This is a genomic window from Micromonospora sp. NBRC 107095, from assembly GCF_030269705.1.
Lineage (GTDB): Bacteria > Actinomycetota > Actinomycetes > Mycobacteriales > Micromonosporaceae > Micromonospora > Micromonospora parva.
In genome coordinates, this window is the sequence record NZ_BSTU01000003.1 from 14,209 (window position 1) to 36,386 (window position 22,178).

The 22,178-nt window shown below is 72.5% G+C and carries 19 protein-coding genes; 8 read left to right on the top strand and 11 right to left on the bottom strand.

Annotated features, from left to right (window positions below; all coding sequences use genetic code 11):
• Positions 1-48: 48 nt before the first annotated feature.
• Both QSK15_RS16860 and QSK15_RS16865 read right to left on the bottom strand, forming a co-directional pair.
• A complete protein-coding gene (locus QSK15_RS16860; RefSeq protein ID WP_285795162.1) occupies positions 49-1,728 on the bottom strand; it encodes a CocE/NonD family hydrolase in 1,680 nt (559 codons plus the stop codon).
• 2 nt (positions 1,729-1,730) lie between these two features.
• A complete protein-coding gene (locus QSK15_RS16865) occupies positions 1,731-2,246 on the bottom strand; it encodes a MarR family winged helix-turn-helix transcriptional regulator (RefSeq protein WP_285795639.1) in 516 nt (171 codons plus the stop codon).
• A gap of 123 nt (positions 2,247-2,369) precedes the next feature.
• Between QSK15_RS16865 and QSK15_RS16870 the strand changes: the two genes are divergently transcribed.
• Positions 2,370-4,496, top strand: coding sequence for an MMPL family transporter (locus QSK15_RS16870; RefSeq protein ID WP_285795163.1), 2,127 nt, complete (start codon positions 2,370-2,372; stop codon positions 4,494-4,496).
• 45 nt (positions 4,497-4,541) lie between these two features.
• Here the strand turns inward: QSK15_RS16870 and QSK15_RS16875 are convergent, their stop codons facing one another.
• Together QSK15_RS16875 and QSK15_RS16880 are read right to left on the bottom strand one after the other, a co-directional pair.
• A complete protein-coding gene (locus tag QSK15_RS16875) occupies positions 4,542-5,414 on the bottom strand; it encodes a lytic transglycosylase domain-containing protein (RefSeq protein WP_285795164.1) in 873 nt (290 codons plus the stop codon).
• Positions 5,415-5,449: 35 nt separating this feature from the next.
• Complete coding sequence (locus QSK15_RS16880) at positions 5,450-6,868, bottom strand: DedA family protein (RefSeq protein WP_285795165.1); 1,419 nt, start codon at positions 6,866-6,868, stop codon at positions 5,450-5,452.
• A gap of 133 nt (positions 6,869-7,001) precedes the next feature.
• On the opposite strand from QSK15_RS16880, the gene typA reads away from it, so the two are divergent.
• From typA to QSK15_RS16895, 3 genes are all read left to right on the top strand, one after another.
• Positions 7,002-8,870: a translational GTPase TypA gene (gene typA, locus QSK15_RS16885; RefSeq protein ID WP_279518014.1), complete on the top strand. Its 1,869-nt coding sequence runs from the start codon at positions 7,002-7,004 to the stop codon at positions 8,868-8,870.
• Between the two features lie 112 nt (positions 8,871-8,982).
• Complete coding sequence (locus QSK15_RS16890) at positions 8,983-9,834, top strand: serine hydrolase (protein ID WP_285795166.1); 852 nt, start codon at positions 8,983-8,985, stop codon at positions 9,832-9,834.
• A 76-nt stretch (positions 9,835-9,910) separates the two neighbouring features.
• On the top strand, positions 9,911-10,600 hold the full coding sequence (locus tag QSK15_RS16895) for a lysoplasmalogenase family protein (RefSeq protein ID WP_285795167.1): 690 nt from the start codon (positions 9,911-9,913) through the stop codon (positions 10,598-10,600).
• Here the strand turns inward: QSK15_RS16895 and QSK15_RS16900 are convergent.
• A complete protein-coding gene (locus QSK15_RS16900; RefSeq protein WP_285795168.1) occupies positions 10,569-11,366 on the bottom strand; it encodes a tyrosine-protein phosphatase in 798 nt (265 codons plus the stop codon). The two genes, QSK15_RS16895 and QSK15_RS16900, sit on opposite strands and share 32 nt — an antisense overlap.
• Positions 11,367-11,410: 44 nt before the next feature.
• Between QSK15_RS16900 and QSK15_RS16905 the strand changes: the two genes are divergently transcribed.
• Positions 11,411-12,508 (top strand): mandelate racemase/muconate lactonizing enzyme family protein, encoded by a 1,098-nt coding sequence (locus tag QSK15_RS16905; RefSeq protein ID WP_285795169.1) that lies wholly within the window; start codon positions 11,411-11,413, stop codon positions 12,506-12,508.
• A 60-nt stretch (positions 12,509-12,568) separates the two neighbouring features.
• A complete protein-coding gene (locus QSK15_RS16910; RefSeq protein ID WP_285795170.1) occupies positions 12,569-13,492 on the top strand; it encodes a C40 family peptidase in 924 nt (307 codons plus the stop codon).
• A 168-nt stretch (positions 13,493-13,660) separates the two neighbouring features.
• Here the strand turns inward: QSK15_RS16910 and QSK15_RS16915 are convergent, their stop codons facing one another.
• Both QSK15_RS16915 and QSK15_RS16920 read right to left on the bottom strand, forming a co-directional pair.
• On the bottom strand, positions 13,661-14,659 hold the full coding sequence (locus QSK15_RS16915; protein ID WP_030338009.1) for a TerC family protein: 999 nt from the start codon (positions 14,657-14,659) through the stop codon (positions 13,661-13,663).
• Between the two features lie 310 nt (positions 14,660-14,969).
• Positions 14,970-15,101 carry a hypothetical protein gene (locus QSK15_RS16920; RefSeq protein ID WP_285795171.1) on the bottom strand — a complete coding sequence of 44 codons (132 nt, stop codon included), beginning with the start codon at positions 15,099-15,101 and terminating at the stop codon, positions 14,970-14,972.
• A gap of 69 nt (positions 15,102-15,170) precedes the next feature.
• Between QSK15_RS16920 and QSK15_RS16925 the strand changes: the two genes are divergently transcribed.
• Positions 15,171-15,464 (top strand): antibiotic biosynthesis monooxygenase family protein, encoded by a 294-nt coding sequence (locus tag QSK15_RS16925; RefSeq protein ID WP_285795172.1) that lies wholly within the window; start codon positions 15,171-15,173, stop codon positions 15,462-15,464.
• Between the two features lie 112 nt (positions 15,465-15,576).
• Here the strand turns inward: QSK15_RS16925 and QSK15_RS16930 are convergent, their stop codons facing one another.
• The 4 genes from QSK15_RS16930 to uvrB form a co-directional block, all read right to left on the bottom strand.
• Positions 15,577-16,434 carry a helix-turn-helix domain-containing protein gene (locus QSK15_RS16930; protein WP_285795173.1) on the bottom strand — a complete coding sequence of 286 codons (858 nt, stop codon included), beginning with the start codon at positions 16,432-16,434 and terminating at the stop codon, positions 15,577-15,579.
• 191 nt (positions 16,435-16,625) lie between these two features.
• Positions 16,626-16,994, bottom strand: coding sequence for a VOC family protein (locus QSK15_RS16935; RefSeq protein ID WP_285795174.1), 369 nt, complete (start codon positions 16,992-16,994; stop codon positions 16,626-16,628).
• Positions 16,995-17,086: 92 nt separating this feature from the next.
• On the bottom strand, positions 17,087-17,896 hold the full coding sequence (locus QSK15_RS16940; protein WP_285795175.1) for a helix-turn-helix domain-containing protein: 810 nt from the start codon (positions 17,894-17,896) through the stop codon (positions 17,087-17,089).
• A gap of 83 nt (positions 17,897-17,979) precedes the next feature.
• Complete coding sequence (uvrB, locus tag QSK15_RS16945) at positions 17,980-20,088, bottom strand: excinuclease ABC subunit UvrB (RefSeq protein WP_285795176.1); 2,109 nt, start codon at positions 20,086-20,088, stop codon at positions 17,980-17,982.
• Between the two features lie 299 nt (positions 20,089-20,387).
• Between uvrB and QSK15_RS16950 the strand changes: the two genes are divergently transcribed.
• The gene (locus tag QSK15_RS16950; RefSeq protein WP_285795177.1) at positions 20,388-22,169 is read left to right on the top strand and encodes a hypothetical protein; all 1,782 of its coding nucleotides are present in this window, start codon (positions 20,388-20,390) and stop codon (positions 22,167-22,169) included.
• Positions 22,170-22,178: the final 9 nt, after the last annotated feature.

Genomic DNA, 22,178 nt, shown 5'->3' on the forward strand with positions numbered 1-22,178 from the left:
CACCATAGCCCGCGTTTTCGGCAAACGACCAGCTCACGAGGGGTCTGTTCAGATTGGAGGTTGCGGTGGAGCAGAGTGGACGATCGGCAGCACCACCGCCGAGGGGTGATCCGGGTCGTGCAGAATCTGCCGCCAGCCGGCACGCAGCGTCACCGCCGTGCCGAGCGGTTCCCCGGTCCCGGGGTTGCGGGCCCACCGTGGATGGGCGCCACCGGAGACCTGCACCCGCAGTCGGTGCCCGGCGGCGAACCGGTACGCCGTCGGCCACAGCGGCACCGGAACCCGCAGCGCCCCGGTGGAGTCTGCCGGGAAGCGCTCGGGGGTGACCCGCACCAGACCGTCGCACACGTTCCACGAACGACCCTTGCGGTCCACGTCGCAGAGCCGAACGAAGACGTCCAGGTAGGGCAGGTCACTGCGCACGTGGATCTCGGCGCGGACCGGGCCGATCACCTCGACCGGGCCGGTCAGCGGGGCGCTGGTGTAGGTCAGTACGTCGGGGCGGGCCTCGACGGGCCGGTTGTCCACCGGGCCGGCGCGCTGGGCGACGAGCAGCGGCCCGCCCAACGACGGGGTGGGATCGGCGGGGTCGTAGCGGAACCGGTCCGGTGTCGACGCGACCGGTGGGCGCGCCGCCAGCTCGCCACCGGGTTGCAGGTGCCAGGCGGTCTCGACCGCCGGTGGTGGCCAGTCCGGCAGGTCCCGCCACCCGCCGCCGGCGCCGCTGACGTACAGCCGGACGGGCGCCACCTCGGGCCGCGCCCGTCCATCCGGTCGAGGCGCGTGCGGCAGGTGTTCGTCGAGCCAGGCCAACCCCTCGCGCAGCGCGGCCACGAACAGTCCGGGGCTGCCGTGCGTCCACGGGCCGATCACCAGCCGCGACGGTGTGCCGGCGGCGCGCAGCACGGCGTGGTCGTCGAGCTGGGCGGGCAGGAAGATGTCGTGCCAGCCGGTGACCATCACCACCGGCGCCCGCACCTTGGCGACCTGGTCGGCGAAGACCCGGGTCCGCCAGTACGCGGCCTGCGGGGTGTGGTGGCGCAGCCACTCCTGGAAGAATGCGATTCGCACACCGGTGGCCACCCGGTCGGCGTCGGCCAGGGGGAGGTGCGCCAGCGCGGCGGCCAGCCGGGGCTGCCCGCGTTTGAGCTCCCACTGCCGGGCCAGCCACGGCACGGTCTGCGCGTGCAGCAGCTCCGCCCAGGTGAGCACGGTGTCCAGGGCGAAGGACTCCCCCGCGTACGTCGAGTCCCGGGTGGCCGAGGCGGTCACCACCGCGACCATCGCGCGCAGCTCGTCGCCGGCGTCGGCGGCCAGCGCCCACTGCGCGAAGCCCTGGTAGCTGACCCCGAACATGCCGAGTTGACCGGACCACCACTGTTGGCGACGCAGCCAGTCCAGGGTGTCCGCGCCGTCGTCGCGCTCGTGCACCAGCGGGGCGAACGTCCCACCGGACCCGCCGGTGCCCCGGCACGACTGGATCACCGCGTGTCGGCCCCGTGCGGCGAGCAGCCGACCGAGCAGCCGCAGCGGTCCGCCCCGCCCGTAGGGGGTGCGGATCAGCACGGTTGGCGCGCCGTGGTGGCCCGGGTCGTAGTGGTCGGTGCGCAGCACCACGCCGTCGCGGGTGCGCACCGGCAGGTCACGGGTGACCCGCACCGGGCCGGGGCGGGTCGGTGGCAGCCGCAGCGCGGCGCTGGCGAGGCGGGTGACGAGCCGGTCCGGCACGGTCAGCCCGTCGGGCGGCGGGGCGGCTCGGGACGGGCGGCGCGTACCGCGTCGCGGTGCGTCCGCAGCGACTCGCTCATCTCCGCCATGAACCGGTGCACCACCTCCAGCTCGTCCTCGCTGAAGCGGTCCATCACCGTGTCGGTGCGTTCGCCCAGCGGTCGGAAGAACTCCCTGGCCAGGGTCATCCCCTGCTGGGCGTAGTGCAGCAGGACCTTGCGGCGGTCGACGGTGTCGCGGTCCCGGCGGATGTGGCCGGCCCGCTCCAGCCGGTCGATCAGGGCGGTCACCGAGCCGGAGGAGAGGTTGAGCTGTTCGCCGAGGCGGCCGGGTGTGATCGGGTCACCCAGCAGCTCCGCGTCCATCACCGCGAGCAGGGCGTTCAGGTCGGTCGGGTTGAGGCCGTGCAGGTTGGCGAAGGCGTGGCTCACCTGTTGGGCGTCCACCGCGTACCGCCGCAGGTTGTTGGTGATCTCCGCGACCAGCTGTTCGCGGCGCGTCTCGCGCCGCCGGTACATGCCGTGAGTCGCCACCGCGTGCCGCTTCTCCCCGTCGTCGTCTCTCGGGTTGCAGCATAGAACAGCCGCCGATAATCTCGATAGTCGAGATACTTGGCACTCGAAATAATTTGGGGTCAGCTGATGTCCGTCTTCACCAGAGTCGCCCGCGGCCGGTTGGCCGCCTGGCTCACCGTGGCCGCCGCGATCGTCGTCGGCGCGGCCGTCTTCGGGTTACCCCAGCCGGACAACCCGGCGCCGGTCTCCGCCAGCGGCCTCTCCGCGCAGTGGCAGTCGACCCAGGTGGAACGACTGCAGGACCAGCTCCCGTCCAGCGAGGTCCAGCCGGCCATCGCGGTGGTCAGCCGCGACGACGGGGGCGCGCTGACCGAGGCCGACCGGGGCGCCGTCACCGCCCGCGCCGGCGACCTGGGTCGCCTGGCGGTGGGCGGGCAGGTCAGCCCACCGCAGGTCTCCCCGGACGGCACCGTGGCACTGGTCGCCGTGCCGCTCAGCATCGCCGGCGGTCAGGACGACGTCGTCGGACAGGTCGACCAGGTACGCGCCGCACTGGCGGACCTGCCCGACGGGCTGACCGTCGACGTGACCGGTTCACCGGCGTTCACCGCCGACCTGTCCTCGGTGTTCGACGGCGCCGACATCACCCTGCTCGCGGTGACCGCCGCCGTGGTCGCGGTGCTGCTGCTGATCACCTACCGCAGCCCGTTCCTGTGGATCGTGCCGCTGGTCGTGGTCGCCGCGACCGAGCAGCTCACCCTGCGCGCGGTGGACGTCATCGTGCCGGGTGTCGGCATCAACCTCCAGCAGGGCCAGGTCACCGGCATCGCCAGCGTGCTGGTCTTCGGCGCCGCCACCGACTACGCGCTGCTGCTCATCGCCCGCTATCGGGAGGAGTTGCGCCGCGAGGAGGACCGGTTCGCGGCGATGCGCGCCGCGCTGCGCCGCACCGCGGAACCCATCCTCGCCAGCGGTGGCACCGTCGTGCTCGGCGTCCTCACCCTGCTGCTCAGCGAACAGGAGACCAACCGGGCACTGGCGGTGGCCTGCGCCACCGGTGTGGTCTTCGCCATGCTCTCGGCCCTGTTCGTGCTCCCCGCCGTGCTGGTGCTCTTCGGTCGTGGACTGTTCTGGCCGTTCGTCCCCCGCGTCGGCGGTCCGGCGCGCGAGGGTCGGCTCTGGGGTCGGCTCGGCGCGGCCGTGGAGCGCCGCCCGGTGGTGGTCGCCACCCTGGCCACCGTGCTGCTCGGCGCGTTGGCGCTGGGTGGGCTCGGCATCCGTACCGGCCTGTCCGAGACCGAACAGTTCCGGGCCGAACCCGAAGCGGTGACCGGGGCGCAGACCCTGGCGAGGGCCTTCCCCGCCGGCAGCACCCAACCCGTCGCCGTGATCACCACCCCGGCGGCGGTGCGGGCGGTCACCGACGCCGCCAGCGCGGTACCCGGTGTCGCCTCGGCACGCCCCGGCGACGCGGGCGACGCTGTCGCCCAGGTCGACGTGGTCCTCGACGCCGAACCCGGCACCACCGCCTCGGACCGGGCGATCGAGGCGCTGCGCGAGGCCGTCGCCGCCGTTCCCGACTCCGCGCCGCCGGCCACCGTCGGCGGCGAGACCCCGTCCGGGGCAATCGTCGGTGGCTCCGTGGCCGCCACCTACGACTCCGACGAGGCCAACGACCGGGACCTGCGACTCATCCTGCCGATCATCCTGCTGCTGGTCGGCGGTGTGCTCGTACTCCTGCTGCGCGGCCTGCTCGCACCGCTGCTGCTGGTGCTCACCGTGATCGCGTCGTTCTTCGCCAGCCTGGGCGCGGCCTGGCTGCTCTTCGACCACGTGCTGGGCTTCCCCGCCCTGGACAGCGGGGTGCTGCTGCTCGCCTTCGTGTTCCTGGTGGCGCTCGGGGTGGACTACAACATCTTCCTGGTCACCCGGGCCCGGGAGGACGCCCGCAGCGCCGGCACCCGCGCCGGGATGCTCTCCGCCCTGCGGGTCACCGGCGGCGTGATCACCAGCGCCGGGGTGCTGCTCGCCGCGGTCTTCGCCGTGCTCGGCGTGCTGCCGCTGATCACCCTGACCCAGATCGGCATCATCGTCTGCATCGGCGTCCTGCTCGACACCCTGCTGGTCCGCACGGTCCTGGTGCCGGCGCTGGCGTTCCTGCTCGGCGACCGCTTCTGGTGGCCCGGCCGGATCAGGAAGGACCAGGCGCAGGGCACCGCGCCGTCGCCGGAGCCGGTCGCCGCACACGACTGACCGGAGCGTCGGGGCCGTGCCGGGTCCGGCACGGCCCCGACGTCGTCAGTACGCCAGGCAGACGCACTCGTTCATCAACGCCCGCACGTTGCGCACGTACGACGGGTTGGGGATGGCCAACGGCTTGCCCTCCTGCGCCACCGCACCGTGCCCGAAGTTGTACGCGGCGATGACCGCGTTGAGCAGGCAGGAATTCAGCTCACTCGTGCACAGCGCCGGGTCGAGTTCGTAGACGGACTCGAAGTACATGTCGCCGATGTACTTCGTCGCCCAGGCCAGATAGGTGGCGCCGAGGTAGGCGTTGTCCCGGTAGGCGTCGATCTCGTAGCTCTTCTCGAACCGCTGGTTCATCCAGCTCGCGGTGTCCGGCATCACCTGCATCAGCCCGACCCCACCGTCGCAGGCGTAGATGTTGGACTGCCAGCCGCTCTCCTGCCACGCGGTGGCCTTGAGCAGGGTGAGCGGGATCTTGATGTCCGGCGCCGAGACCGGCCAGTACTGACGGTTGGCCGCGTCGGTCAGCGCCGCCTTCACCTCGGACCGCGACGCCTTCGTGCCCTTGTAGGTCGGCTTGCAGGACGTCGGTGCCGGCTTCGGTGGCGCCGGCGGGACCTCGGTCTCGATGGGCGGCTTCGCCACCGGACGCGGCTTCGGCGCCGTACGGGTCGGCTTCTTCGACGGCTTCGGCGTCGGGGTCGCGCTACGACTCGGCGCGGCGCCCATCGACTCCACCGCGCTCACCGACGGGCTCGCCTCCGCGCTGACCTCGTCGGACGGGGAGTCCGTCGGCTCGTCGCTGACGGCGACCGGCGCGGCAAGGGACTCGGGGCTCTGCCCGTTGCCGGCACAGCCCACCAACGCGCTCAGCAACAGCCCGGCGAGCGCCGCGCCGACCAGCCGATGTGTCTGTCGAACCATCCCGTTGCCTCCCCCGGTGTGACCGTCGCCGCACCCTAACAAGGCTCGACCGGGCGGCGGTGCCCCTGCGACGGCGACCGGGGCTGGTCCACCGGTGGCGTTCGCTCCCCCACCGCCCGGTCCCGGGTCGCCCAGGCGACCACGAACACCACGGTCCAGAGCACCCCGAGCAGCACCGCCGCCGCAGCCCCGCTCGCCGTGTCCAGGCCGAGGTAGAGCCGCGCGCCGCCGATCCCCAGCACCCCCGCCGCGGCGGCCGTCCAGGCGGCCACGGCAACCGGCCAGCGGGCGCTACGCGACACCAACCAGGCCAAGGTGCAGAAGCTCGCCGCGACCACGGCGCTCTGGGTCGACAACGGGGCCACCTCCCCGCCGCCCGGGGCGCCCCCGTCCGGGCCGGTCAGCTCGGCCACCACGGCCAGCACCACCAGCGGCACGAACGCGCCGACAGTGCCGACCACGCTGAGCAGATCCGCCCGCCAGGGCCGGTTGCGCCACGCCAGCACCGCCGCCACCAGCGCCACCAACAGGATCAGCACCGACCCGCGCACCACCGACACCACGACCAGCGTGGCCTCGGCGGCGTCCGGGGTACGTCGGGCGGCGAACCACCCGGCGATGGCGCCATCCAGTGCGGCAAGCCCACTGTTGCGGACCGCCACCGCGAGCACACCGGCGATGGCGAGCCCGGCGGCGAAGAGCAGCAGCAGCCCGGCAGCCAGATTGAGCAGCAACGTCCAGGCCGGGCCGATCCGCATCGCCACCAGGAAGAACAGCACCCCGTAGCGGGCGGTGAGCCACCGCACCGGGGGCAACCCGCCCGCCCGGGACAGCAGCGCACGCACCGGATCGGGGTTACGCCCCAGCCACCGGCCGACGAGCACCACCCCCAGCAGGCCGGCCAGCAGCAGGAACGCCACCCCGGTGGCCCGGCCGAGCAGCCGGGAGACCGTGTCGTACGACTCACCGGCGAGATGACCGAGCAGCACCGAGCCACCCACCCAGGTCACCACCCCGGCCAGGTTCCACAGGACGAACCGCCGGTACGGCATGCCGGCCGCACCGGCCAGCCGGGGCACCAGGGTGCGGGCGAAAGCTACCCACCGGGCGGCGAACACCCCCCGACCGCCGAGGCGGGCGAGCATGGCGTCGGCGCGGGCCCACCGCTGCGGCCCGACCCGGTGACCGAGCCCGGCCCGCAGCCGGGGGCCGTACCGCCGCCCGGCGCGAAAGGCCAGCCCATCGCCAAGAACCGCCGCCACGATCATCACGAGCAACGCCGGCCCGAGCCGCAAGGTACCGTTGTAGGTGAGGAAGCCGACGAGCAGCAGGGTAGCCTCACCCGGCACGAGCAGGCCGAAGATCACCGCGGTCTCGCCCGCCACGATCAGCGCGGCGACCAGGTAGATCCACAGGGTGGGCAGACCCTGCACCCAGGTCAGCAGGTCGTGCACTCAGGCCCCCGGGACACGGGAGTCAGCATGCCAGCCGGGGGAACCACCGGCACAGCGGTTTCACCATAGATCAGGGGCACCTGGGGGTGACCCCGACGCAGCCTGCGCGAGCGCAGGCGGAAGGATAGAGGGTATGCAGCTTCGCACCGACCTCCGCAACGTCGCCATCATCGCTCACGTCGACCACGGCAAGACCACCCTGGTCGATGCCATGTTGCGGCAGGCCGGCGCGTACGGCGCACGCGGCGAGAACACCGAGCGGGTGATGGACTCCGGGGACCTGGAGCGGGAAAAGGGCATCACGATCCTGGCCAAGAACACCGGCGTGCGGTACCTGCCGGCGGACGGCTCCGACCCGGTCACCATCAACATCATCGACACCCCCGGCCACGCCGACTTCGGCGGCGAGGTGGAACGCGGCCTGACCATGGTCGACGGTGTGGTGCTGCTCGTCGACGCCAGCGAGGGCCCGCTGCCGCAGACCCGCTTCGTGCTGCGCAAGGCCCTGCGGGCCCGGATGCCGATCATCCTCGTGATCAACAAGGTGGACCGTCCGGACGCCCGGATCAAGGAGGTCGTGGACGACACCTACGAACTCTTCCTCGACCTGGACGCCGACGAGGAGCAGATCGACTTCCCGATCGTCTACGCGTGCGCCCGCGACGGCATCGCCTCGCTGACCCAGCCGGCCGACGGCTCGGTGCCCGACGACAGCGACTCCCTGGAGCCGCTGTTCCGCACCCTGCTGGACACCATCCCGGCTCCCGCGTACGAGGACGACGCCCCGCTGCAGGCGCACGTCACCAACCTCGACGCGTCGCCGTTCCTGGGCCGGCTGGCGCTGTGCCGGGTCCGCCAGGGCACCATCAGCAAGGGTCAGACGGTGGCCTGGTGCCGCACCGACGGCAGCACCCAGCGGGTCCGCATCTCCGAGATGCTGATGACCGAGGGCCTGGAGCGTAAGCCGGCCGAGACCGCCGGCCCGGGCGACATCATCGCCGTCGCCGGCATCCCGGAGATCATGATCGGTGAGACCCTCGCCGACGTGGAGAACCCGGTGGCGCTGCCGCTGATCACCGTCGACGAGCCGGCCATCTCGATGACCATCGGCACCAACACCTCGCCGCTGGTCGGCAGGGTCAAGGGCTCCAAGGTCACCGCCCGGATGGTCAAGGACCGCCTCGACAAGGAACTGATCGGCAACGTGTCGCTGCGGGTCCTGCCCACCGAGCGGCCGGACGCCTGGGAGGTGCAGGGCCGCGGCGAGCTGGCGCTGGCCATCCTGGTCGAGCAGATGCGCCGGGAGAGCTACGAGCTGACCGTCGGCAAGCCGCAGGTGGTCACCCGGGAGATCGACGGCAAGACCTGCGAGCCGGTCGAGCGGCTGACCATCGACGCCCCCGAGGAATACCTCGGCGCGATCACCCAGCTCCTCGCCACCCGCAAGGGCCGGATGGAGCAGTTGGTCAACCACGGCACCGGCTGGATCCGGATGGAGTGGCTGGTGCCGGCGCGCGGCCTGATCGGCTTCCGCACCGAGTTCCTCACCGACACCCGGGGCACCGGCATCCTGCACCACGTCTTCGAGTCGTACGAGCCGTGGTTCGGCGAGCTGCGCACCCGCAACAACGGTTCGCTGGTCGCCGACCGGTCCGGCGTGGTCACCGCCTTCGCGATGATCAACCTGCAGGAGCGCGGCCAACTGTTCGTCGAGCCCACCACCGAGGTGTACGAGGGCATGATCGTCGGGGAGAACTCCCGCTCCGACGACATGGACGTCAACATCACCAAGGAGAAGAAGCTCACCAACATGCGGGCGTCGACCTCCGACGAGACGGAGAAGCTGATCCCGCCGCGCAAGCTCTCCCTGGAGCAGGCCCTGGAGTTCTGCCGCGAGGACGAGTGCGTCGAGGTCACCCCGACTGCGGTGCGCATCCGCAAGGTGGTGCTCGACCAGCAGCAGCGGGGCCGCGCCGCCGCCCGCCGCAAGCACGCCAGCTGACCCACCCGCACCCGACACCGGGCGCGTCGGCCGCTTACGGCCGGCGCGCCCGTTCGTTTTCCCCCCGACGGGTACGCGAGCCCGCCCACCCGTATCCGCTACGGTCACCGGCATGACCTGGGATGATCTCGACGCCCACCTGGACCGGGTGCCCGGCACCGTCTCCGCGTACGTGGGGCGCCTCGACGCCCCGCCGACGTGGACCCGCCACGCGAACGCCGCCCACTACGCCGCGAGCACCATGAAGGTGGCGGTGCTCGCCGCACTGCACCGGGCCGCCGAAGCCGGCACCCTGGACCTGGACGCCCCGGTCCCGGTCGTCAACGACTTCGAGTCCGCGCAACCCGGCGCACCCCGCTTCGCCTGCGCCCAGCCCTACGACAACGACGACGCGGTCTGGGACCGCCTCGGCGGCAGCGCGTCGCTGCGATGGCTGGCCGACCGGATGATCGTGCGCTCCAGCAACCTCGCCACCAACCTCGTCCTCGCACACGTCGGGCTGCCCGCGGTCGCCGAGGTCTGGGCGCTGACCGGCGCCCGCACCAGCGTCACCGGACGCGGCATCGAGGACTTCGCCGCCCGCGACGCCGGCATCACCAACTCGGTCACCGCCGCCGACCTGGCCACCCTGCTCGGCGCGCTGGCCACCGGGGCCACCACCCCCGGCCACCTCGCCTCACCGGCCGCGTGCGCCACCATGCTGGACGTCCTCCTCGCCCAGGAACACCGCGAGGACCTCGCCGCCGGCCTGCCCGAGGGCACCCGCATCGCGCACAAGAACGGTTGGGTACGCGGCGTCCGCCACGGCGCCGGCGTGGTCCTGCCCGACGACGCACCGCCGTACCTGATCGCCGTCTGCACCACCACCGACCTGGCCGACGGCGACGACCGGGTGGAGGACGACGCCTGCCTGCTGCTCGCGCACATCTCGGCGCAGGTCTGGGCCGCCCGCCACCACCTCTGACCCGGCACTCACCGCGCCCGCACCGACACCCGGCGACTGCGGCTAGGCTGCTCGCACCCCCACCCCGGAGCCGCCGATGCCCCGCAGCCGCACCCTGCTGATCGCCTTCCTCGTCGCGACCGCGGCGAACCTGCTGGCCAACGCCACCGGCGGCGGCACGGCCCTCCTGCTCACCAAGCCGCTGCTGATGCCGCTGCTGGCCGCGTACCTGTGGCGGGCCAGCGCCGAACGCGGAGCCCGACCGGACCGGCTGCTGCTCGCCGCGTTGGCCTTCGCCACCGGCGGCGACATCGCCCTCATGATCGACGGCACCGGCTGGTTCCTCGCCGGCATGGCCTGCTTCCTCGGCACGCACCTCTGCTACCTCGCGGCCTTCACCCGCCACGGCGCGGCGACCGCGCTGCGCCGGCCGCCGCTGGTCGCCGTCCCAGTGGTGTACGCGCTGCTGACCGTCGTCGCCCTGGCCTGGATGTGGGCGGGCCTGACCGACGCAGGGCTGGCCGTGCCGGTGGCCGCCTACGCGATCGCGCTGGCCGCCATGGCCGCCACCGCCACCACCCGGGGCTGGCGGGTCGGTCTCGGCGCCGCCCTGTTCCTCGGCTCCGACCTGCTGATCGCCGCCGGGGTGGCCGAGGTGGCCCAACCACCCGGCGCGCCGGTGCTGATCATGGCGAGCTACGCCGCCGGCCAGGCGCTGATCGTCACCGGCAGCGTCGCCCGCGTCCGCACACCGCCTACTCCAGCAGGTGCGCCCGCAGCGCGGTGAGGTCGGAACCGGTGAGCCCCAGCCCGTTTCGCAGGTACGCGTCGAACGAGCCGTGCACCCGACGCACCTCGGCGTAACCGGCGTCGAGGTACTCGGCGCGGACCTCCAGCACGGGCAGCACCGCGTCCACGTCCAGCTCGGGGTTCCGCCGCCGCATCGCCTCGACGATCACCGCCCGCAGGCTGTCGGTCAGCTCGTTGTTGCGCAGGTAGTCGGCACGGATCGCCGCCTCGTCCACCCCGAGCGCCGTCAACAGGATGACGGTGAGCCAACCGGTGCGGTCCTTGCCGGCCGAGCAGTGGTAGAGCAGCGGCAGGTTCTCCGGTCGTGCCGCCAGGCGTACCGCCTCGGCGAAACCGACCCGCGCCGACTCGCCCGTGACGAACCAGCGGTAGATCGCCGCCATCGCCCCGGCCGTGCCCTGCCGGGCCAGCTCCGCGTACGCGTTCAGGTCGTGGCCGAGCAGCACCGCCGAGACGTACGTGAAGACCGGGTGCTCCGCATCGTGCACCGGCAGCCGCACCATTCGTGGCTCACCGGTGAGCCGGTCCTCCGGGGCGACCGAGATCTCCGTGGTGTGGCGCAGATCCAGCACGCACGCCGGCCCCAGCTTCGCCAGCACCGGTAGGTCCTCGTCGGTGAGCCGACCCAGCGCCGGAGTGCGGATCAACTGGCCGACCCGGACCCGCCGCCCGTCCGCGCCGACGAGGCCGCCCAGGTCACGCGCGTTCGGCGCACCCACCAGCTCCCAGCCCTGCCCGGTCATCCGGTCTCCCCTCCCGCCGTGAACCTGCATATAGAGTGCCCCACATGACGATCTCGGCGGTACGCACCCACCGGGTTTCCGCCCCCTTACACACCCCGTTCGTCACCGCCCTGCGGCGTACCACCACAGTGGACACGCTGGTCGTCGAACTCGTCGACAGCGACGGCCGGTCCGGCTTCGGCGAGGCCCCCCAGGTCTGGCAGGTCACCGGCGCGTCGGTTGCCGGCGCACAGGCGTGCGTCCGCGAGTTGCTCGGCCCACAGCTGATCGGCAGTGACCCGGACGACCTGGTGGCCCGGTGCGCCGAGGTGCAGCGCGCGGTGGTCGGCAACGAGGCGGCGAAGGCCGCTGTCGACGTCGCCCTGCACGACCTCGCCGCGCGGCGGCTGGGCGTACCCCTGGTGCGGTTGCTCGGGGGCACCTCGCTGCGGGTCCCGACGGACGTCACGCTGGCGGCGGGCGACGCGGTGGACCTGGCGGCCGCGGCGCGGCAGCGGCAGGCCGACGGCTTCGGTGTGCTCAAGTTGAAGGTCGGCACCGACGCGGCCGGCGACCTGGACCGGGTGCGAGCGGTACGGGCGGCCGTCGGCCCCGGCGTCCGGATCCGGTTGGACGCCAACCAGGGCTGGACGCCCCGGGAGGCGGTCCGGGTGATCCGCGGGATCGAGGACGCGGGGCTCGACGTGGAACTGGTCGAGCAGCCGGTGGTCCGCTGGGACCTGGATGGGCTGGCCTGGGTCAGTGACCGGGTGTCCGTGCCGATCCTGGCCGACGAGGCGGTGTTCGGGGTCCGTGACCTGGTGGAGGTGATCCGCCGCCGCGCGGCCGACCTGGTCAACGTCAAGCTGGCCAAGTGCGGTGGGTTGCACCCGGCGCGCACCCTGCTCGAGCTGGCCACCGCGCACGATCTCGGCACGGTGGTGGGCTCGATGATGGAGAGCCAGGTCGGCATCGGGGCGGCGGCGAGTCTGGTGGCCGCGTACGGCACCACAGCGGTCGCCGACCTGGACGCCGCCTGGTGGCTGGCCTGGTCACCGGTGCAGGGCGGCCTTCGCTACGACGGCGCGAGCGTGGTGCTGCCGGATGCCCCTGGCCTGGGCATCTCCGGCCTGACTGAAGCAAAAGTGCAGACTCGTGGTTGATGGTGGTCGGTTTCTTTCATAGGGTTTCCCCGGGACAGCCGACGCGATCTGGGAGTTGACGTGCAGCTGCAACCGGGCCGCGAGGCCCTCGTCCGGGTCGCCGTGGCGACGCTGTGGACCTCCCCCGAGGCGGTCCGCCCGGTCGACCGCCCCGCGCTGACCGCCGGCGCCGACATCCTGACCTGGGTCTCCGGACTCGACACCGACCAGCAGGTCGGCGACTGCGTGCTGAGCCAACTCCTGCTCGGCGAGCGGGTCCTCGTCAGCGAGCTGCGCCCGGACGGCTGGGCGCGGGTCGTCGCCGTCGAACAACCAGCGGCCAAGCTGGACCCCCGCGGTTACCCGGGCTGGCTTCCCACCGACCAACTGACCACAGTCGACCCGGCCCACACCAGCACCGACGACCCGCTGGTGGTGGACGCCACCGTCACCGCGCTGCACACCGCCCCGAACGGGCCGGTGGCGCTGCCCGGCGTCGTCGTCGGCACCCGCCTCGCCCCGGCCGGCCCCGTGCGCGACGACTGGCGGCCGGTGCACGTCCCCGGCCGGTCCGCGCCGCTCTGGCTGCCCGACGAGCACCTGGTGCCGGCGTCGGCTGCGGCGCCGACCGCCGAGCAGGCGCTCGCGGTGGCACAGCGGTTGCTGGACGTGGTCTACATCTGGGGCGGTCTGTCCGCACACGGCATCGACTGCTCAGGGCTGGTGCATCTGGCCTGGCGGCGGTTCGGGGTGCTGCTGCCCCGTGACGCCGACGACCAGGCCGCCGCCACCACCCCGGTGCCGCTGGGCGCGGAACGCCCCGGCGACCTCTACTTCTTCGCCCGACCCGGCCGCAAGATCCATCACATCGGCATCGTCACCGCGACGCCCGGCGACGGCGGGCAACGCCGGATGCTGCACGCCTGCTACCGGCGGCGGCGGGTCATCGAGGAACCCCTGCCGGCCGACCGGACCGCGACGCTGGTGGGCGCGCACCGGGTCTAGGGCGGGGTGCCGGTCCAGCCGAGCCGGAGTCCAGGTGCTCGTCGGGCGGCCACAGCGGCGCGGACCGGCCGGAGCGACAACGTCGCCGGGCGGCGGCCGGACCCCGGCGCGCCCGGCCAGCACGTCCGGAACCGGCCGGGCGCGGGTCCGCACCCGGCCGGTGACCGGTCAGCGTCGGGCGTCGGCCAACTCGCGACGCCGGTCCCGGGAGGACTTGATCAGGCTGGCGGCGGTGGCGACACCCAAGGTGCCGATGATGACCAGCAGCGACAACCAGATCGGGATGTGCGGCGCCCAGCCGACGTGCTCACCACCGTTGATGAACGGCAGGTTGTTGTCGGCCAACGCCTCCAGCACCAGCTTGACCCCGATGAAGCCGAGCACCACGGCCAGGCCGTAGCTCAGGTAGATCAGCCGGTCGAGCAGGCCACCGAGCAGGAAGTAGAGCTGACGAAGGCCCATCAGCGCGAAGACGTTGGCGGTGAAGACCAGGTACGGCTCCTGGGTGATGCCGAAGATCGCCGGGATCGAATCCAGTGCGAAGATCAGGTCGGTGGTGCCGATCGCGATCATCACGATCAGCATCGGGGTGAACAGCCGTCGCCCGTCCACGCGGGTGGTGAGCTTCGCGCTGTCGTAGTCCTTCGAGATCGGCAGCGCCTTACGGCTCCACCGGATCAGCACGTTCTCGGAGAACTCGTCCTCGTCCGGCTCACCCTGCCGGGCCAGGTTCACCGCCGTGTAGATCAGGAACGCGCCGAAGATGTAGAAGACCCAGGAGAACTGCGAGATCAGCGCGGCACCCGCGGCGATGAACCCGCCCCGCATCACCAGCGCCAGCACGATGCCGACGAGCAGCACCTTCTGCTGGTACTGCCGGGGCACCCCGAAGCGGGCCATGATGATCACGAAGACGAAGAGGTTGTCCACCGAGAGGCTGTACTCGGTGAGCCAACCGGTGTAGAACTGGCCGGCCGCGCTGGCACCGGAGGTCAGCCAGAGACCCGCGCCGAAGATCAGGGCGAGCCCCACATAGAAGGCGACCCAGAGGCTCGACTCCCGCACACTCGGCTCGTGCGGGCGCCGACCGATGATCAACAGGTCGACGAGCAGGACCGCAGTCAGTGCGACAAGCGTCCCCGCCCACACCAATCCGGACACGTCCAACGTTCATTCCTCCGGCAGACACGCGGCGTCGGGCACACCGTACGCCCCCACGGGGGCCGGTGTGCCGCTGTCGCTCACTCTGGTGACTGTCGGAGGTCTCTTCCGCCGCCGCCCGGGAAGGGCGGCGACCTACGGGGCCGGGTCGGCCACCGGGAACCCGGCGATCGACCGTGCTGACGACTCCGTTGCGGGGGAATACTCCCCTCCTCGGTGACCATTGTTGCCCACCACTGCCCGTGATCACACCCCGGGCAGCCCGTGGCTCCGGACACCCTGGTCGACGCCACACCGTCCATGGCTTCCTAGGAGGCTAGTGCGGGTCGGGTGCGAGGATCCGGTCGGCGAGAGACCAGCCCGCGCCGAGCAGGTCGTCACAGGCCCGCACCACCCGGGCCAACCGCCCGGTGGGCGCCCGGTCAGCTCCACCACCGGCACCCCGCACCCCGCCATCTCGACCCGGAACAGACCCCGCGACACCACCGGCAACGACCACCGTGGGAGGCTGTCCGACATGGTGCTTGAGGTCGCGTTGATCGACGTACTGCCCGGACACGAGGACGCGTTCGCCGCCGCGTACGTCGAGGGGCACCCGGTGCTCGCCGGGGCGACCGGCTGCCGGTCCGTGCGGATGACCCGGGGAATCGAGTCGCCGACCCGCTTCGTGCTGCTCGTCGAATGGGACTCGGTCGAGGCGCACGAGGAGAACTTCCGGGCCACCGAACGGTTCGAGCGGTGGCGCGCGCTGATCGGCCCCCACTTCGCGGGGCCGCCGGTGGTCAAACACTTCCTCGACGTACCGGCCTGAGCCTGCCTGTCGTACCCCGCGGTTATCGTGCCGGGCGCACGCGCCGGCCGCCGGTCCCGACGGGCTCGGGGGCGCCGGGCCCGGTGGCCGCGCGGTGCCGCACCGTCGGCGGTTACTCGCCGACGCGGCGGGCCAGCATGGTGACGGTCTCCTCCGGCGACAGCGCCGCGGCCAGCAGCGCCTCGGTCATCCGCTGGTAGCGGTCGACGTCCAGCGCGGCTGCCAACCGGACGTCGGTGGTCAGCGCCTCGAGCATCACCGTCCGCGGGTCCGCCGGGTCGGGAAAGGCATAGCAGGAATACGGTGTCAGCGGGTGCAGCCCGCCACCCGCGACCCCGCGCGGCAGCAGTCGCACCGTGACATGGGACAGCCCGGTCACCGCGACCAGATGCCGCAGCTGCTCCCGCCAGACCGCCACCGGCAGGTCACCCTGGTCGCAGACGGCCTCGGCGAGCACCGCCGTGTAACGCGGCGGATAGGCCCGCCGCAGCACCTCCTGCCGTAACGCCCGAGCCCGCACCTCGGCGTCCACATCGACCTCCGGCGTGAGCCGGGCGCTGGCCGTGACCAGCACCCGGGCGTACGCGGGCGTCTGCAGCAGCCCCGGCACCACCGACGGCTGGTACTCGACGATGTCGGCGGCACCCGCCTCCAACTCGGCGTAGGTGCGCTGCCGTTCGCTCATCTCGCCCAGCGTCTTCCACCAGCCTCGACTGGTCGCCGCGTCCCGGGCGATGACGATCAGCGCCTCCCGGGCGGGCGTCGGCACCTTGTAGACGTCCAGCAGATCGAGCACGTCGGCAAGGTCCGGGCGACTCTGGCCCAGCTCGATGCGGGACAGCTTCGACGTCGAGGCCCAGCCCAACCGGTCGCAGACCTGCTCCAGGGTCAGCGACTCGCGCCGACGAAGCTGGCGCAATTCTGCGCCGAGACGTGCACGTCGAATGACAGGACTTGTTGGCAGCGGCATCCCGGCCTCCCCACCGAGGGAGACTACGCAGGACGATCACCCAGTGCAATAGTTCGCTCGCACACCGCAATCGGGGCATTCGGTGCCGCCACCCGGCTGGGCCCGCTCACCCGCATCGTTTCCCCAGGTCAGCGACGGTTTACGGTCGAGTGGCAGGAATCCCGGCGGACCGCGGACCGGGTTGGCGGGGTTCAGGGCCGGTACGTGCCAAACGACCAGACGGTGCCGGCCAGGTCGCGCGCCGCGTAGTCACGGGAGCCGTAGTCGGTGTCGAACGGCTCGCGGATGATCTCGGCGCCGGCCGCCCGGGCCCGCGCGCAGTGCGCGTCGACGTCCGGCACTGCCACGTAGACCGACCAGTCGTCGTCAGCCGGGCGGGGCGCGGCGTCGGCCCGGGCACCCAGCATGATCATGCCGGTGTCGAGGATCAGCTCGGCGTGCGCCACAGTGCCGTCGGGTGCCTCGTGCACGGCATGCACCTGGAAACCGAAGGCGGCGCCGAGCCAGTCGATCGCGGCGCGGGGATCGGGGTAACGGAAGATCGGATAGATGGTTCGCATGACCCGATTCTGCGGCCGGCGGTGCCAATCCGGATTGGACGAATGCGACCTCGGCGGGTTGCCGCCGCGAGCGGGGAGTCAGTCGAGCGTCGTCACCGGGCGGCGAGCAGCGCGGCCGGCGTCGCCCCCGCGAACTGGTGGAAGTCCCGGATCAGGTGGGACTGGTCGTAGTAACCGCAGCCCGCCGCCACCGCGGCCCAGTCGACGGCCCGCCCGCTCGCCCCGATCTCGGTCGACACGGCGCGAGCCTGTTGGAAACGCAGCAGCCGGGCGGCCATCTTGGGTGGCAGCCCGACGTCCTGCCGGAACCGGAACGCGAGGTGCCGCCGACTCCAGCCCAGCTCGTCGGCGAGCGCACCGACGCTCCCCCGCCCACCGCTGGCGACGAGCCACCGCCACGCCCAGGCGAGCCGCGGGTCCACCGGCGGGGACGCCAGCAGCCGGGCGGCGAGCACCCGGTCGAGCAGGGCGAACCGCTGCGGCCAGCCCGGGACCTCGGCGAGTCGGTCGCGCAGCAGGTCCAGCCAATGGCCCGGGAGTTGCTCCACGCTGACGGCCCGGTTGGTCAGCTCGCCCAGCGGCAGGCCGAGGAGCCGGCGGGCGGTCAGCGGGGCGAGCAGCAACTCGACACCCTCCCCCACGCCCACCGTGCGGGTGGTGCACCAACTGTCGAAGGTGCCGGCCACGAACGAGTCGACGGCGGTGACGCCGCGCTCGGCGCTGCGTGGGTCGGTCACGTCCAGCGGAGCGCCCCAACCCAGGATCAGCACCACGAAGACGCCAGCCGACTCCCGGCGGACCAGCGGCACGTCAGCGCGTTCCCGGTAGCCCAGGTAGCGGTCGACGAACGGACGCAGCCTCGCCTCGGGCAGCCCGAGGACCATCTCGCCAACCGGCGTCACCGCCGTCAACAGTGCCCGCCCTTCGCGTTGCCCCGGTCGGCCGGGCCCAGGCGCAACGCTGGGCGTGGCCGACCGGGGGACCGTCACCTCACGCCGGCGGCGTCCATGCCGCGCAGCTCCTTCTTCAACTCGGAGACCTCGTCACGGATCCGGGCCGCCAACTCGAACTGCAACTCGCGGGCGGCGGCCAACATCTGGTCGTTGAGCTCCTGGATGAGCTGGGCGAGGTCGGCGCGGGCCATCCCCTCCCGGGAGGTGGTGGTGGCGGCGGAGCGGCTCCGGCTGCGGGTCTCCTTGACCGGCGCCTTGCCTCGGGAGAGCTGACGCACCGCACCCCCGACCCGGGAATTCTCGGTGTCCTCCGCCTCGCGGTAGATGTCGTCCAGGATGTCGTGGATCTTCTTGCGCAGCGGCTCCGGGCTGATGCCGTGCGCCTCGTTGTGCGCGATCTGCTTGGCCCGCCGCCGATCGGTCTCGTCAATCGCCGCCGCCATCGACGGGGTGATCTTGTCGGCGTACATGTGCACCTGACCGGAGACGTTACGGGCGGCTCGACCGATGGTCTGGATCAGCGACCGGCCGCTGCGCAGGAAGCCCTCCTTGTCAGCGTCGAGAATCGCCACCAGCGACACCTCGGGCAGGTCCAGACCCTCGCGGAGCAGGTTGATGCCGACCAGCACGTCGTAGTCGCCCTTGCGTAGCTCGCGCAGCAACTCCACCCGGCGCAGCGTGTCCACCTCCGAGTGCAGGTAGCGCACCCGGATGCCGTTCTCCAGGAGGTAGTCGGACAGGTCCTCGGCCATCTTCTTGGTCAGCGTGGTGACGAGCACCCGCTCGTCCCGGTCGGTCCGCAGCTTGATCTCGTGCATCAGGTCGTCGATCTGGCCCTTGGTCGGCTTGATCACGACCTCCGGGTCGACCAGGCCGGTGGGTCGGATCACCTGCTCGACGAACTCGCCCTGGGCCTGCTCCATCTCCCAGGTGCCGGGGGTCGCGGAGAGGAAGACCATCTGCCCGACCCGCTCCAGGAACTCGTCGAAGCGCAACGGCCGGTTGTCGGCCGCGCTGGGCAGCCGGAAGCCGTGGTCGATGAGCATCCGCTTGCGCGACGCGTCGCCCTCGTACATACCGCCGATCTGCGGGATGGTCACGTGCGACTCGTCGACCACGGTGATGAAGTCGTCGGGGAAGTAGTCGAGCAGGCAGTGCGGCGGGCTGCCGGGCAGCCGCCCGTCCATGTGCATCGAGTAGTTCTCGATGCCGGAGCAGAAGCCCACCTGCCGCATCATCTCGATGTCGTAGGTGGTGCGCATCCGCAGCCGCTGCGCCTCCAGCAGCTTGCCCTGCCGCTCCAGCTCGGCGAGCCGCTCGGCCAGCTCGACCTCGATGTCGCGGATCGCCCGCTCCATCCGCTCCGGGCCCGCCGCGTAGTGCGTGGCCGGGAAGATCACCAGCTGGTCGACCTCGCGGACCACGTCACCGGTCAACGGGTTGAGGTAGTAGAGCTTCTCCACCTCGTCACCGAAGAGCTCGATGCGCACGGCCAGTTCCTCGTACGCCGGGATGATCTCCAGGGTGTCACCGCGCACCCGGAAGGTGCCGCGCTGGAAGGCCATGTCGTTGCGGGTGTACTGGATGTCGACCAGCCGGCGCAGCAACTGGTCGCGGTCGAGGTCCTGGCCGACCTGCACCTTCACCGCCCGGTCGAGGTATTCCTCCGGGGTGCCCAGCCCGTAGATCGCCGAGACGGTCGCCACCACGATCACGTCGCGGCGGGTGAGCAGCGACATCGTCGCCGAGTGCCGCAGCCGCTCCACCTCCTCGTTGATCGAGGAGTCCTTCTCGATGTAGGTGTCCGTCTGCGGGATGTAGGCCTCGGGCTGGTAGTAGTCGTAGTACGACACGAAGTATTCGACCGCGTTGTGCGGCAGCAGCTCGCTGAACTCCTTGGCCAACTGCGCACAGAGCGTCTTGTTCGGGGCGAGCACCAGGGTGGGGCGTTGCAGCCGCTCGATCAGCCACGCCGTGGTGGCGCTCTTGCCGGTGCCCGTCGCGCCGAGCAGCACGGTGTTGCGGTCGCCGCGTCGAACCCGACGCTCAAGATCGTCGATCGCGGTCGGTTGGTCGCCGGCCGGCTGGAACTCACTGACGACCTGGAAGCGGCTGTCGAGCCGGGGAATGTCGAGCGCCATGCCGTCAACGGTACGCCGCAGGTCCGACATGTTCGGCCGTCACGCCAGGTACGTGATCGGCTTCGATATTCCCATTGTGTGGCCCATGTCACCGGGACTACCCTCTTTCTGTAGGCCGCTCGCGGCGGCCGACCGGGCCGGTGGCCAGGCCAACATCACGGCCGGTCGCCCCCGGCACTGCGGTCGCAGCACCCGGCTCGTCCGGCGTGCGCACCCGTGTGGTCGCGCTCGAGGCGCAGACCGGCCGCCGCGAGCGCCCCTGCTCGTCACCTCGGTGCCATCCTGGCCGTTTCACCTCCGTGGACACCTCCCCGACCCCGGCGCCCGACACCGCCCACGCTGCCCCGTCGCGGCCGGGCGACCCGAGCACCGGCAACGCCCCGGGCGGCGGCGACGGCGGCTCAGCCAGCGGCGCGTCCCCGACAGGCCGCGCCACCGGGGGCGCCCGGCGGGCCACCGCCCGCCGCGAGACCACCACCGGCCGCACGGCCGCCACCCGCCGCAAGGCCACCGACGCCCGCCAGAGCTCCACTGGCCGGGCTGCCGCCGCACGGACCCTCGCGGACGGCCACGAGACCACCGGCCCCGACGACCTCAGCGACACCACCGACACCGCCGGCCCGGCCACGCCCGGCCGTCGTCGGCGTACCGTCCTGCTGTTGCTCGGCCTGACGGCGGTGACGTCCGCGACCGCGCTGGTGCTCGGGTTGTTGAGCTGGGCGCCCGACCCGCCCGAGCCAGCCCGGCCGCTGACCGTGCAGGAGGGCGAGCGACTGGCCGCCGTACGGGTCACCAACCTGCGGGACCTGCGCGCCGGCGTACGCGTGACGGCCGGCACCGACGCCGCCCGCGTCGAACTGGTGGGTTGGGTGGACTGGTCCCGGTCGCTGCTCTACCTCGACGTGGGCGGACCGGGTGCCGGCGCCGAACGCGGGCTGCTGCAGAGGAGCGGGCCGGTGCTGGTGATCAGGCCCGATCCGGCGGCGGTGCCCACTCCCGCCGCACCACCACTGATGCCACCGGCGGATCGGTGGCGGCTGCACCGACTGACCCCCGGGGCCCACCTGGCACCAGTGCTCGACCTGCTCCTCGACCTCGCCGCCGATCGCCCGGACCCGACCTGGACGGCACCGTCCAGCGAGGCGCGCTGGATCGCCCGGGACACCGCCCCGGCCGGCCCGCTGGACGTCATACAGGCGCCACTGGCCACCGGCGCGCCGGCCGCCAGCACGGCACCGGGCACCCTCGGGGCCGCGACGCCGGCCCCGGACGGACAGACCCGCTACTGGCTCGACCAGGACGCCCGGCTGCACAAGCTGGTGACCCGGCTGCCCGGCACCGGCCCGGTCACCGTGGTGTTCAACCGGGAGGACCGGCCGACACTACGACCGGTGGACGCACTCGGCGGCCGACCCGGTCTGCCCCGCGCGCTGACCGACGCCGAACAGCGTCGGCTCGACCGGCTGCCCGCCCGGCTCCGCGCCCAGGGCGGTGCCACGCTCACGCTGACCGCGCCGATCGGCACGGACACGAACCTGCGGGGCGCCGGCTGGGTGAGCTGGACCGCGCGGACCGCGTACCTCGCCGTCGCCGACCTTGGCGTACCGGATCGTCGGACCCTGCTGCGACGCGACGCCGCCGGTCTGGCCCGGGCGGACCTGCCGGCGGTCGCCGCCGGCGGCGGCACCGCGGAGGCGCCGGGCCGACCGCCGCTGCCGCCGCCGGCCGGGGCCTGGCGGGTCACCCGACCCAGCGGGGACGACCTGAGCACCCTTGTCGACGCCGCGGTGACCGCCGGGTCGGTCGGGCACCGGGGCGCGGCCGTACGCATACGCGACGATGTCGCCGCCGGACGGACCGTGGACGTCATCGAGGCGGGTCCGGCCGGCGCACGGCTGCGCTACTGGATCGACCGCGGAGACGGGTCGCTGCGCCGACTCGAGTTGCGGACCGACGTCGGCGCGTGGGCACACCTGGACCTCCAACCCGCCGTCGTGCCCCGGCTGGCCGTCAACCCCCGGCCCGCCACCCCCCGACCGGCGACTCCCCGGTCCTCGGCCCCTCGGCCCGGCACCCGCTGACCGGCGCCC